This is a genomic window from Actinoplanes oryzae (assembly GCF_030757795.1).
Taxonomy (GTDB): Bacteria; Actinomycetota; Actinomycetes; order Mycobacteriales; family Micromonosporaceae; genus Actinoplanes.
On record NZ_JAUQWH010000222.1, the window covers coordinates 1 to 12,605 of the forward strand.

14 protein-coding genes and 1 pseudogene are annotated in these 12,605 nt (G+C 67.4%); 14 read left to right on the plus strand and 1 reads right to left on the minus strand.

The features are described 5' to 3' along the window. From RBH18_RS39865 to RBH18_RS39895, 7 genes are all read left to right on the plus strand, one after another. Window positions 1-359, plus strand: a 359-nt coding sequence (locus tag RBH18_RS39865) for a VWA domain-containing protein (RefSeq protein WP_306215705.1), incomplete at its 5' end; no start/stop codon positions are given. A gap of 133 nt (window positions 360-492) precedes the next feature. Continuing rightward, a complete protein-coding gene (locus tag RBH18_RS39870) occupies window positions 493-1,065 on the plus strand; it encodes a TetR/AcrR family transcriptional regulator (protein WP_306215706.1) in 573 nt (190 codons plus the stop codon). A 90-nt stretch (window positions 1,066-1,155) separates the two neighbouring features. Further along, a complete protein-coding gene (locus RBH18_RS39875) occupies window positions 1,156-1,929 on the plus strand; it encodes an ABC transporter ATP-binding protein (RefSeq protein WP_306215707.1) in 774 nt (257 codons plus the stop codon). Further along, entirely contained in the window at window positions 1,926-2,672 is a 747-nt protein-coding gene (locus RBH18_RS39880) for an ABC transporter permease (RefSeq protein WP_306215709.1), read from the plus strand. The genes RBH18_RS39875 and RBH18_RS39880 overlap by 4 nt, the downstream gene beginning before the upstream one ends. Beyond that, window positions 2,672-3,418, plus strand: coding sequence for a MerR family transcriptional regulator (locus tag RBH18_RS39885; protein WP_306215710.1), 747 nt, complete (start codon window positions 2,672-2,674; stop codon window positions 3,416-3,418). Before RBH18_RS39880 ends, RBH18_RS39885 begins: the two co-directional genes overlap by 1 nt. 103 nt (window positions 3,419-3,521) lie before the next feature. Further along, window positions 3,522-4,181 carry a DsbA family oxidoreductase gene (locus tag RBH18_RS39890; protein WP_306215711.1) on the plus strand — a complete coding sequence of 220 codons (660 nt, stop codon included), beginning with the start codon at window positions 3,522-3,524 and terminating at the stop codon, window positions 4,179-4,181. After that, window positions 4,178-4,930: a TetR family transcriptional regulator gene (locus RBH18_RS39895; RefSeq protein ID WP_306215712.1), complete on the plus strand. Its 753-nt coding sequence runs from the start codon at window positions 4,178-4,180 to the stop codon at window positions 4,928-4,930. The genes RBH18_RS39890 and RBH18_RS39895 overlap by 4 nt, the downstream gene beginning before the upstream one ends. Before the next feature lie 19 nt (window positions 4,931-4,949). Here the strand turns inward: RBH18_RS39895 and RBH18_RS39900 are convergent, their stop codons facing one another. Next, on the minus strand, window positions 4,950-5,534 hold the full coding sequence (locus RBH18_RS39900) for a TetR/AcrR family transcriptional regulator (RefSeq protein WP_306215713.1): 585 nt from the start codon (window positions 5,532-5,534) through the stop codon (window positions 4,950-4,952). 106 nt (window positions 5,535-5,640) lie between these two features. Between RBH18_RS39900 and RBH18_RS39905 the strand changes: the two genes are divergently transcribed. The 7 genes and pseudogenes from RBH18_RS39905 (at window position 5,641) to RBH18_RS44220 (ending at window position 12,576) form a co-directional block, all read left to right on the plus strand. Then, window positions 5,641-6,672, plus strand: coding sequence for an aldo/keto reductase (locus RBH18_RS39905; RefSeq protein WP_306215714.1), 1,032 nt, complete (start codon window positions 5,641-5,643; stop codon window positions 6,670-6,672). 277 nt (window positions 6,673-6,949) lie between these two features. Further along, on the plus strand, window positions 6,950-7,849 hold the full coding sequence (locus RBH18_RS39910) for a hypothetical protein (RefSeq protein WP_306215715.1): 900 nt from the start codon (window positions 6,950-6,952) through the stop codon (window positions 7,847-7,849). A gap of 1,373 nt (window positions 7,850-9,222) precedes the next feature. Next, the gene (locus RBH18_RS39915; protein WP_306215717.1) at window positions 9,223-9,741 is read left to right on the plus strand and encodes a helix-turn-helix transcriptional regulator; all 519 of its coding nucleotides are present in this window, start codon (window positions 9,223-9,225) and stop codon (window positions 9,739-9,741) included. Between the two features lie 492 nt (window positions 9,742-10,233). Then, on the plus strand, window positions 10,234-11,151 hold the full coding sequence (locus tag RBH18_RS39920) for a hypothetical protein (protein WP_306215718.1): 918 nt from the start codon (window positions 10,234-10,236) through the stop codon (window positions 11,149-11,151). Between the two features lie 71 nt (window positions 11,152-11,222). Beyond that, the gene (locus RBH18_RS39925; protein WP_306215719.1) at window positions 11,223-11,426 is read left to right on the plus strand and encodes an excisionase family DNA-binding protein; all 204 of its coding nucleotides are present in this window, start codon (window positions 11,223-11,225) and stop codon (window positions 11,424-11,426) included. Beyond that, window positions 11,426-11,845 (plus strand): annotated as a pseudogene (locus RBH18_RS44215) (tyrosine-type recombinase/integrase); the annotation flags it as partial. The gene RBH18_RS39925 and the pseudogene RBH18_RS44215, both read left to right, overlap by 1 nt. Before the next feature lie 386 nt (window positions 11,846-12,231). Next, window positions 12,232-12,576: a tyrosine-type recombinase/integrase gene (locus RBH18_RS44220; RefSeq protein WP_372339057.1), complete on the plus strand. Its 345-nt coding sequence runs from the start codon at window positions 12,232-12,234 to the stop codon at window positions 12,574-12,576. Window positions 12,577-12,605 lie beyond the last annotated feature (29 nt).

Below are 12,605 nucleotides of genomic sequence, written 5' to 3' on the forward strand. Positions count from 1 at the left end.
ACAAGGCGGTCGACGACGCGGGCACCCCGCTCTACCGCACGGTGCTCGACGGCGTCGACGCCATGCGCGACAAGGCCAAGGAGGGCACGATGAACATCGTCATCGTCCTCACCGACGGCCAGGACGAGGAGAGCGACTTCACCATGACCCAGCAGGCCTTCCTCGCCCAGTTGCAGGAGGACGCCGACCCGGCCAAGCCGGTCCCGGTCATCGCCGTCGGCCTCGGCCAGGACGCCGACATGAACGCCCTCAACGCCATGGCCAAGGCCACCGGGGGCCAGGCCATCTCCGCCACCAACCCGGCGGACGTCGCCTCGGCCATCGCCCAGGCCTTCCTCGCGGCCCACGCCCCCCGCTGACCGTCGATCCGGCGATGCTCAGGCGTTGACGGTCCCCAGGATGTCGGCGCCGTAATGCTTGGTGGTCGCGTTCTCCACGCCTGGTTACTCGGCGGCGCAATAACCGGTCAGGCTGTCTCGCTACCATGACGGGATGATCGAGGCGAAGGGCCGCGGCGGCCGGCCCCGCAGCGAGCAGGCGCGCGAGGCCGTCCTGCACGCGGTCGACGACCTGCTGCTCGAGGTCGGCTATGCGGCCTTGACCATGAAGGGCATCGCCGAGCGGGCGGGCGTCGGGCGGCAGACGGTCTACCGTTGGTGGTCGACGAAGGCGGAGATCCTCTTCGAGGCGTGCATGGACGACGCCGAGGAGGAGCTCGCCGTCGCGCCGTCGCGTACCCCGCTCGCCGAGATCACGTCCTACCTGGACGCACTGGTGCGCTTCCTCGCCCACTCACCGGCCGGCGCCGGCTATCGCGCCCTGCTCGCCGCCGCGCAGCACGATCCGGCGGTGAAACAGCTGATCGCGACCAAGGACGTTCTCAGCGCCAGCGCGAGCGTCGTCCTGGATCGCATCGCCCCGGCCCGGCCGGCCGGCGATCAGGCGGTCGACCGGCTGATCGGACCCACCTTCTTCTGGATCATGAGCGGTCGCGACCCGGCGCAGCTCGACACGCACGAGCTGGCACGACGCTTCCTCCAGGACCTCGGATCCGACCAGTCCTGACGGCGAGACCGCCACGCACCGGCGGCTCCCGTCCTGGCAGTGCAGACAGGGCTTGACCCTGACGCAGCGTCAACCCTGCATGGTGGCCGCATGGAGACATCGGTGACGGGGTCCGCCGCGATTCTGGTGCGGGGCCTCGAGAAGTCGTTCAAAGATCTGCAGGTGCTGCGCGGCGTGGATCTGGCGGTGGCGCGGGGCAGCATCCTCGCGCTGCTCGGGTCGAACGGGGCGGGCAAGACCACGGTTGTCTGGATCCTGTCGACCCTGCTCAAGGCCGATGCGGGCGAGGCACGGATCCATGATTTCGACGTACGCACCCAGGCCGCCGACGTGCGCCGGTCGATCAGCCTCACCGGGCAGTTCGCGGCCGTCGACGAGATTCTGACCGGGCGGGAGAATCTTGTGCTGGTCGCCCGGCTGCGCAAGGAGAAGGACGCCGGCGCGATCGCGGACAGGCTGCTGGAGCGCTTCGATCTGACCGCGGCCGGCGGACGGCGGGTGGCGACCTACTCGGGCGGCATGCGGCGGCGGCTCGACATCGCGATGAGCCTCATCGGCGATCCGCCGGTCATCTTTCTCGACGAGCCGACGACCGGACTCGACCCGGAGGCGCGGCTCGAGGTGTGGCAGGCCGTCAAGGACTTGGCCGCGGGCGGCACGACCGTGCTGCTCACCACCCAATATCTCGACGAGGCCGAGCAGCTCGCCGATCGGATCGCGATCCTGCACGAGGGGCGGATCATCGTCGACGGGACGCTCGGCGAGCTCAAGCGGATGCTGCCGCCGGCCACAGTGGAGTACGTCGAGAAGCAGCCGACCCTCGAAGAGATCTTCCTCAGCGTCGTGGGGGCCGGGAAGCGATGAATGACACCGTCGTCCTGCTGGGACGCTCGCTGCGCCACATTCTGCGGAGCCCGGACACCATCATCACGACCGCGATCATGCCGATCGCCTTCATGCTGCTTTTCGTGTACGTCTTCGGGGGCGCCATCGACGTCGGCTCCGACTCGTACGTGACCTATCAGCTGCCCGGCATTCTGCTCATCACGATCGCGTCGGGCATCTCCTACACCGCTTACCGGCTGTTCCTGGACATGCAGGGCGGCATTTTCGAGCGGTTCCAGTCGATGCCGATCGCGCGGTCGTCCGTACTCTGGGCGCATGTCCTGACCTCGCTCGTGGCCAACCTGATCTCGCTCGTGGTGGTCGTCGGGGTCGCGCTGGTCATGGGCTTCCGGAGCGGGGCGGGCGTGCTGGGCTGGCTCGCGGTCGCCGGGCTGCTGATCCTCTTCACGCTGGCGCTGACCTGGATAGCCGTGATTCCCGGGCTCACCGCGAAGTCCGTGGACGGCGCGAGCGCCTTCTCCTATCCGCTCATTTTTCTGCCGCTGGTCAGCTCGGCCTTCGTACCCACGGAATCCATGCCGGGGCCGGTGCGCGCCTTCGCCGAGCATCAACCGGCGACGTCGCTCGTCAATGCGATCCGGGACCTTCTCGCCGAGCGGCCGGTCGGGTCCGGGATCGTGATCGCGCTCGCCTGGTGCGCCGGTGTGCTCGTGGTCGCGTACCTCCTGGCGGTCCTGACCTATCGGCGGAGAATCAGCTGATGCTGACGATCAGCCAACTGGCCGCCCACACCGGCGTCACGGTGCGGGCGGTCCGGCACTATCACCACATCGGCCTGCTGCCCGAGCCGGAGCGGGACGCCTCGGGCTATCGGCGGTACGGCGCGACCGCGGTGGTGCTGCTCACCAAGATCCGTACGCTCGCCGACGCCGGCGTGCCGCTGTCCCGGATCGGCCGGATGCTCGAGGCCGACCCGGAGGCGTTCGCGGAGGCGATCGGCCAGATCGACAATCAGCTGCGCGCCGAGGTCGACCGGCTCGAGGCCAGCCGCAAGCAAATCGCGCAGCTCACCGCCGGGGAGAGCCTGGTGCTGCCGCCCGAGGTGGTCGCCTATCTCGATCGGCTCCGCGAGCTCGGGGTGTCGGAGCGGATCGTGGCGGGCGAGCGCGACGGCTGGATCCTCATGATGGCGCTCCGCCCCGAGGAGGTCGCCGGGTGGATGCCCAGCAAGTTCGCCGCGCTCCGCGACCCGCGCATCATCCGGCTCTACCGGGTCCTGTCGACCGTCATCGACGACGACCTGTGGGACGAGTCACTGATGGTGGAGGCCGCCGACATCATGGCCGAGCTGAACGAGGAGGCGTCCGCCGCCGGCTACGACGAGTCCGGCGGGGATCACGACCTGCTCGACTCGCTGGCGGACGAGGCCGACCCGCGCTCGCACCGGATGCGGGACCTGATGCGCGAGCGCGGCTGGGTGTCGTGGACCCGGGTCGAACGGTTGTAGTCTTCTTGACCATGGAGTCAAGTAATGTGCCCCCGCCCCTGATCGTGCTCGAGCCGGACGACGACGACGGCGGCGTGTGCACCCCCGACGAGGTGTGTGACTGATGACCGAGCCCGTTGTCGTCGACGTCTGGAGCGACGTCGTCTGCCCGTTCTGCTACCTCGGCCACGCGACCCTCGAGCGGGCCGTCCGCGAGTCCGCGCAGGCCGGCCAGGTGGAGATCCGCTACCACAGCTTCCAGCTCAACCCCGCCTTCACCGGTACGGCCGTCAGCGCCGACGACTACGTGAGCAACCTGCACGGCGTACCCAAGGAGCAGCTGGACGCGTCGCACGAGCACCTCACGACGCGGGGTGCCGAGGCGGGGCTGGACTACCGCTTCCCGCAGGCCCTCATGGTCAACACCCTCGACGCCCACCGGCTGATCCACTTCGCCAAGGCGCACGGCCAGGAGCTCGCCATGGTCGAGCGGCTGTTCCGGGCCGAGTTCACCGACGGCGCCGACCTCTCGGACCACGCTGTCCTCGCCGACCTCGCCGCGTCGCTGGGCCTCGACCGGGAGGCCGCCCTCGAGGCGCTGCGCACGAAGGCGTACGAGGGTGAGATTCGCGCCGACCTCGACCAGGCGCGGGCGTACGGCATCACCGGGGTGCCGTTCTTCGTCTTCGACAACAAGCGGGCGGTGTCGGGGGCGCAGCCGCTGGAGCTGTTCCAGAAGGCGCTGGAGCTCAGCTGGCAGGACCGCGCCGCCCAGCCGGCATGAGCTCTTTCGCAAGCGAACCGGAGCCGCGGCGGCACGCTTCCACCGCGGCGCCGGAGCCACGGCAGCAAGCTTCAGCCACTGCACCAGAGCCACGGCAGCGGGCTTCAAGCGCGGCGCCGGGGCCGCGGCAGCGGGCTTCAAGCGCGGCGCCGGGGACGCGGCAGCGGGCTTCAGCCACGGCGCCGGGGACGCGGCTGCGGGCGGATGCGCGGCGCAACGTCGAGGGCATCCGCCGGGCCGCGCTGGACGTCTTCCGAACCGGCGGCCTGACCACCCCCCTCGACGAGGTGGCCCGGGCCGCCGGCGTCAGCAAGGGCACGATCTACCACCGCTTCGGCGGCCGCCGAGCCCTGATCGACGCCGTCGTCAACGACCTGGTCGCGGAGCGCATCCGAGCCATCATCGAAGCCGTCGCCGAGCTGACCGACCCCCTGCAGCGCTTCGAGGAGTTCCTCCGCAGAACCTGGCTCCTCCAGTACGACGAACCGGCCGCCAACGACGTCCTGATGCGCGCCCTGCCCGACTCCGAACCGCTCGCCGTCCTCTGCGACCGCGCCTGCGACTTCGCCCGGCAGCTCCTCCACGACGCCCAAGCAGCCAGCACGGTCCGCGCCGACGTCACCCCGGAGGACCTGACCTACCTGATCCTGGAGCGCGGCGTCATCGTCCGAGCCTGCACCAAACAGTCCCGCGACGACTACGAGCGCCGCCTCGCCTTCATCCTGCGAGGCCTCCGCTCCGCCCGGTGACGACCGCGCGCCGGGGCCGCTACGGCTCGGGCCGCGCGTCGTCATCCCCGGCGGCGACGACGTCGAGTGCGCGCTCGAGGTACGTCGCGAGCCGCTCGATGTCGGTCTGCTGGAACGCGGTGTCGCCGATGATGTTGCGGAACATCCGCACGCCGGTGCACATCGACAGCAGCAGGGCCGCCCTTGCCGTCGCGTCGTCCCCGGGAAGCTTGTCGGCGAGCTGCCGCTGCGAACTCTCCTCGAGGCGCTCCCGCATGATCTCCGCCGCCTGGGGGTTCGAGGCGGAGCGGAGGATGAGCAGCATCGGGTCGGGGTCGCCGTTCTCGGCGGTGAGCGAGTCGCGGGCGGCCTCGCGGTTGGTGCCGCTCACGCCGATGAGGGACGTCTGGAAGAGCTCCGCCACCACCTCGGTGAACAGGCCCTCCTTCGACCCGAAGTAGCGGGTGATCAGGCGCGGGTCGACGCCCGCGTTGCCGGCGATCTCGCGTGTCCCGGTGCCGTCGAACCCGGAGCGACTGAACGCGGTGAGGGCGGAGTCGAGGATGGCCCGCCTGGTCGCCGCGGCATCGCGCGGGCGTGCTCGCCGCGGCGTCGTCTCGACCATGTGCCGAGGCTAACGCATAGGAGACATCCCGGCCTCTTGCGATGTCTTCAAATGGGGACTTACTGTGTCCCCCGTTGAGGACATAGCGATTCGGAAGGGCATGACCATGAGTGGACCGATCCCCACCCGCACCCTCGGGGCCGAGCAGCTGAAGGTCGGAGCCGTCGGATACGGCGCGATGAGCTTCGCCGACATCTACGGCCAGAGCGGCTACGACAAGGACGAAAGCGCGCGCGCCATCCTGCACCGGGCCGCGACTCTGGGGGTGACGTTGGTCGACACCGCGGACGTCTACGGGCCGAGCGAGGAGATCCTGGGCCGGGCGCTCCACGGGCACCGGGAGGACTTCGTCGTCGCGACGAAGTTCGGCATCCGGAACCCCCCGGAGCCTAACGTGCCGCCGAAGATCGACGGCTCCCGCTCGTACATGCGCCGGCAGCTCGAGCAGTCGCTGCGCCGCCTCGGGACCGATCACATCGACCTCTACTACGCGCATCGCATCGACCCGGACACGCCCATCGAGGACACGGTCGGATGGATGGCGGAGCTGGTCGAGGAGGGCAAGGTGCGCCACCTCGGGCTCTCCGAGGCCGCCGCCGACACCCTGCGCCGGGCGAGCAGGATCCACCCGATCACCGCGGTGCAGACCGAGTGGTCACTGTGGCAGCGCCGGATCGAGGACGAGGTCCTCCCGACGGCCAGGGAGCTCGGCATCGCCATCGTCCCCTGGTCTCCGCTCGGCCACGGCGCACTCACGGCGACCATCACGTCCCGCGAGGACCTGCCCGAGACCGACGGCCGCCGCAAGGTGCCGTACTTCTCGGCGGAGCACTTCGACGCCAACCAGGCCACGCTCGCAACCGTGCGCCGAATCGCAGCCGAGGTCGGCGCGGATCCGGGCCAGGTGGCGCTCGCATGGCTGCTCCACCAGGGCGACGACATCGTGCCGATCCCAGGTACGCGACGCGAGCGCTACCTCGAGCAGAACGCCGCCGCAGCCTTCGTCACGCTGAGCCTCGCCCAGCTGGCCGAGCTCGACACAATCCGCATCCAAGGGGCGCACCACGAAGGAATGGGCGCGATCCCGAACTGGTACGACGGCGTGACCCCGCCGCGAGACCCGGCACCCAGCAACTGACCCGCCGGGCACCACGAAGACCCCTCGGCACAAGCCTCGGAGCCTCCGGCGGACGTGTCAGGTGCCGAACCACCATGCTGCACAAATGAGGTTTCGTGCGGCGCCCCCGGCAGGGTGCATCCCGACAACTACCTGGCGATGGCCGGCTGGCGGCTGCACGCCCCGGGAGTCACGTTAAAGAAACTTTAAGGAAAGCCTGCTCAGTCTCATGAACTGCTGCCACGTCATTGCTCGTACATCTCGGCACAAGCAGTACCGAGACGAAGAGGAGCCGTGCATGTATCGACGCGGAGTCAGCAGCCGGACGCGCAAGCTGGTGATTGGAGGCGCCGCCGCAGCGCTGCTCGGTTCGGCGCTCGCGGTCGGTACGGGGATGAGCCAGGCCGCCGAACAGGGCAACGCCGGAGCCACCTCCGGCAGCATCAACGCTTTGGTGCCTGCGCTGGGTTTCAGCCCGGGCGATCCGAACGCGACGGCCGACCGCGTGGGCCCCACCGGGGTGAACGTTCCCGGTCGTTGCCCACCCACTCAAGCCGAAGTGAACGCGCAGGTAGCGCTCAAGAATGCGAACCTGCCGAGCGGAACGGACCTGGAAAGCCGCATCCAACGCTTTGAGAGAACCTTGTCGGCGATCCAGGACTTGAAATGCCCCGCTTCCTCCACGACTCTGCTGGGCCGCTTGAACTCCTTGACCGCGCTGCGCGGAAACGCGGACCGCGACACCATCCTGCGCGGGCTGGGTCTGAACGAAACGCCGGCGGACAGAGCCGCCGCCGCAGGATCCGATGACGCGGCCGCGAGTGGAGCGACGGGGAACGCCAGCTCCGATGACATCAACGCTTTGGTGCCGGCGCTGGGCTTCAGCCCGGGCGACCCGAACGCGACGGCCGACCGCGTGGGCCCCACCGGGGTGAACGTCCCCGGTCGCTGCCCACCCACTCAAGACCAAGTGAACGCGCAGGTAGCGCTAAAGAACGCGAACCTGCCGAGCGGAACAGACCTGGAAAGCCGCATCCAACGCTTTGAGAAAACCTTGTCGGCGATCCAGGACTTGAAATGCCCCGCTTCCTCCACGACTCTGCTGGGCCGCCTGAATTCCTTGACCGCGCTGCGCGGAAACGCGGACCGCGACACCATCCTGCGCGGTCTGGATCTGAACGAAACGCCAGCGGGATAAAGCCGCGGAGAATGCGGCGCCGCAAAACGGGCCGGCGAAATAAGCGGCTCCCGGACAGCGGCAACCTGATCCTTCGCGGATCCTGATCCACCTCGCCGGAGGCCCTCGCACCACGGGGGTCTCCGGCGCCTGCGCGCGGTGATCTTCGGCTACTTCGGCATGTTGACCGACCCCGGCACTGAGAAAATCGCGAGCCCCTCGCGCACCGCACCGGCGAGCTGCTCGGCGGCTGCCGTCCACGGTTCCGGGAGGCGCTGTCCGGGAGCCTCGGCGAGCGCATCATCGGGGTCCACGGCGCGACGGAGAACACGCCGAGCGCTCTTGGTCCTGGCGGAACTCCCGCCGAGAACTCCTGACGCGATCTCCAGCCATTCCTGGAAGCGTTGAGATCCACTACGACGTCCGGACAGGCGTAGCGACGGTCAGAGCTGAAATCAGCGCCAGAACCGTCGAGGAGCTGGTGGCAGATGCGCCCAGCTGGGACCCGACCACATCCGCAAGCCGCGCGGAGCTGTCGGATCGAGTGCCACCCGGCGCGTCCGGCGAGTCCCGGACGATCATGGCTAACAGGTTTGGTAAGTGCCCACGGCAGGAATCGAACCTGCGACCTGCGGTTTAGGAATCCTTGATCATCCGCCGGTCGCGGGTCCGTCACCTGCAACATCCCCAGCCCACGACACTCATGGTTGACCGTCGTTGACCGCGAACGCCGCTCGCTGGCTTCCGCATCGGGCACGTAGCGGGCACGGGCCTGTCGCTGTGTCCGTCACCGTACTTTGACAACTTCCATCGCGTCCGACGAAGGCGCCGGCCACTCACTGACCCTGATCCTATGGATTCGCGGCAGTACGGTTCCGCCCGCGCTCGCGTGCAGGTCGAGCCGGTGATCCAGATGGGCTCAGCCTGCAACGGCTGGGTTCGTTGCTGTACTTCGCTGCTGTACGGCAGCGCCCAAGCTCGACACCCACCCAACTTGGCCGGTGCACAAGTCCCCCGGTGACGGTGTACTATTACCCCGGTGCCGCCCTCATTCGGGTTGAGGGCGTTCCAGATCCACCTCAGGAGGGACCTGGCATGTCCGCAACTCAGCTTGGACGTCGAAGACAGGGAGTGGCACATGGAGGACGCGGCTCGCCGCGGAGGGGCCGGCATCGATGAGGCCTTCGAGCGAGCGGAGGATGCTGGCCTAGTGGTGTACAGGATTCACGAGTGGGCGGAACTAACGTGTGAGCGATGCGGCGACAGCCGAGATGTGCCGCTCACGTCGCGACAGCCTCACATTCAGGTGAAGCAGATCGACAGGTTCACGTCGAACCACTCGCATTAGACAAGGCTGAGACGCGTGCTGCTTTCAAGGAGGAGGGGGGTAGGCCGTGAAAGCGTTCAACTTCATGATGGTGCTCGACCACAGGCCTACCGATGACCAACTGAGGGAACTTTTCGCGAATGGCCGCGATGACGCCACCTACGGAGTAGAGAACGGCCTCCCGGTTGCCGAGTTTGATCGGGAGGCCCCGACCCTAGCCGACGCAATCGTTTCGGCGGTTCGGGAAATAGAGGCGGTGAACATCAAAGCGGTGCGAATCGTCGATCAGGATCTAATGACGCTAGCCGACCTCGCCGAAAGGCTAGGTTTGAGCCGTGAGGCTGTTCGCCGCTACTCGACGGGCGAACGGGGGCCTGGAGAATTTCCACCTCCCGTCAGCCCAACTCGTGCCGGAGCGACCTTTTATCGCTGGAGTGAGGTCGCGCCTTGGGCACGAACAAACCTTGGCGTCAATGTTCCCGATGTGGATGTCGGTCTTGTGGTAGCAAACGCCGTACTCCAAATACGGCAGCATGTTAAAGAAGTGGAAGCTTTAACGACCCTTCTTGAGCTGCTGAAGCCGTAAGTCCGCACCGCCATCCCGTCGGCCTTCGTCCACACATCGTGGTGCAGACAGGGCCTGCCTGGGCAAGGTGGAGCACCCTACGTCTGAACGACCTTGCCCAGGCAGGCCCTGTCTGCTCGGCTTCGCCTGGACGAAGGTTGACGGGATGGCGCCACCCATCCCAGAGCGTCGGAGCTCCCCGCCGGAGGCACGAATCGACTCACGCACCGAGTCAGAGAAGCCCTTGGACTGATGCCGGCCTTTCGGCGGTCCAAGGGCTTCTTCCGTGTTTCGCGCCTGTCGCAGGGCTGGAACCGCCGGGTAGGCGCCCAGCGAAGCGGCCGGGCGCCGTGGCCGAGCGGCGCGCGCAGCGCGGCCCTGCTCAGACGGCGCGAGCGGCCTGCGAAGCGGGCCGCCTTGAACCCGTATAGAAAGTTCTCACAAGGACCGGCCTTGGCATAACTCCAGCCTTGCTGGCCAACCCCACTGTCGTTGATCTGTCATTCACCGCACGTGAGCATGAACATCACCTGGGTATCGACATCAGTTCAGCGTGCGCATGCTCTTCCAGTGGGGGAGGCGGGGGCAATGGGTGAGATTCAACAACAGGCCGACTCTAATACCTCGAACACTGTGCGCAAATCCTTACTCAACGCAAGTGGATTGCTCCTTGCTGCGGGGGCGGGTATAGGTCTTGTTGTCGACCTTTTGAACGCCATTGATCTTGGGATGAATGTCATTTTGATCGCCGCAGGGCTCGCTTTACTTTTGATAACTTTGGGGATCCTTGAGGACAGATTTCAATTTCAGGGTCGCAGCGCAAGCCTTCTTGCGGCAATCGCCGCATTCGCGCTTGGCGCAGGATTAATGGGGGCAGGAATAAGAGGGACTTGGAAGCCTCAGGCCGTCTCTACTACAAAAAAGTCTAGCTGTAGCGAGGGCAGCGCCGACGGCGCTCCGGGATCTTATGCGAACCCTGCACCGAAAGACGACCCATCTACCGGACTCACCTTCTGCGCGGTCAATCTCAACGACGGTCGCGCAGTAAAAGGTAGGTACACTCTCACCGGTTCTGTATTGGGAATAGCACCTAGAGGCTTGGAGGTTGCAATCGCCCTGCAGCCAGACCCCGGTACATGCGACACAGACGGAAACCGGGGTACCGGGGGGTGGTTCCTCGTGAGCCGCCTGATTTTCAATGAAGGCGTGGCGGCTTGGCGAACCGATAGACCGCTCCCATACCCGGAATCAAGTTCTATCCAGAGGAACTTTTTCTACGTGGTAGCTCCGCCTGCTGCACTTGATTTCCTCCAGAAAGACAATGAAGCCCATTTAGGCGATACTCGCTATGGGGGGCTGATTGAGCCGCCCCAAAGCATTAAGAAGGTATCGATATTCTTTTACACACCTGGAATTCGGAGGTCTTGCTAAATTCCCTAGGGCCGCGCCTAAGCTTCCGAACGAATCCATAAGCGGATTGCCAGCTATGAGGAGCGGTTGGGATGCCACTCGTGAGACAGGAAGCGGCGGCCATCCTCGGCACCACCGACCGGTTCCCGCGCCGTCTCATCGCGGAGCGGCGCATCGCGTTCGTCAAGCTCGGCACGCACGTCCGAATCAAGGAGAGCGTGCTGGCCGCCTACATCGAGGCGTCGACGGTCGAACCGCCCGCGCTGCACTGGCAGAACGGAAGGGTGGTGGCCTGATGGCGGGCAAGCGGCGCTTCGGCCGGGTACGCAAACTGCCGTCGGGTCGCTACCAGGCCCGCTACCGGGGGCCCGACGGCACCGACCACCCGGCGCCGGACACCTTCGCCACCAAACGGGAGGCCGATCGGTTCCTCGCCCTGGTCGAGGCCGACATCGCCACCGGCAAGTGGTACGCACCGTCGGCCGGGCGCACCACCCTGGCCGAATGGACCCAGCAGTGGTTCGCGGCCGCCTCGCCGTCCTGGAAGCCGAAGACCCGGCACACCTACCGGGGTGTCTTGGACCGCCTAGTGCTGCCCGAGCTCGGCCGTGTGCAGCTGGCCGACCTGCGCCCGATCCAGGTCTCCGCCTGGGTCGCCGCCCTCGCGAACCGGCTCAGCCCCTCGCAGGTTCGGCAGGCCTACCGGCTGTTGTCCCAGCTGATGACCGCAGCGGTCGACAACGACCTGATCGCGGCCACGCCCTGCCGGGGTGTCCGGCTGCCCCGCATCCCCGAGGCCAACCCGCGCATCCTCACCGTCGCGGAGGTCACCCGGCTGGTGGACGCCTGCCAGCCCGCCGACCGGGCGCTGGTGCTGCTGCTTGCCTACGGCGGCCTGCGCATCGGGGAAGCCCTGCCGCTGCGGCGCCGCCACCTGGATGTGGACGACGGCCGGGTGATCGTGGCGGACGCGGTGACCGAACTGCCCGGCGCCCGGTCATCGACACCCCGAAGAGTCACCAGCGCCGCGAGCTACTCGTGCCGGCCTTTGTCGCCAAGGCCCTCGGAGACCACCTGGCCACCCTGCCTGAGGGACCGGATGTGTTCGCATTCCCCGGCCGTCAACGCCAGACCCGCGAGCGTCAGCAGAGCTACCCGGGCTTCCGGCGGCGCTTCATTCGGGCCGTGGCCGCTGCCGGGCTGGGCGACGTCACGCCGCACGACCTGCGGGCGACCCATGCCAGCTGGGTGGCCGACTCGCACGGTGTCTTGGCTGCGGCCCGGCGGCTCGGGCACACCAACGCCAGTGTCACCACCCGGCACTACGCGCGGGTCTTGGACGAGCGTGACGCCAGGTCGCCCAGCACCTCGACGACCTCAACACGGACCGGGCATCGGGCACGCAGCGGGCACGAAAGTCTCCGGAGAAGCCCTCATGATCGGTGATCAATGCTCTGACCTGGTGCCCCCGGCAG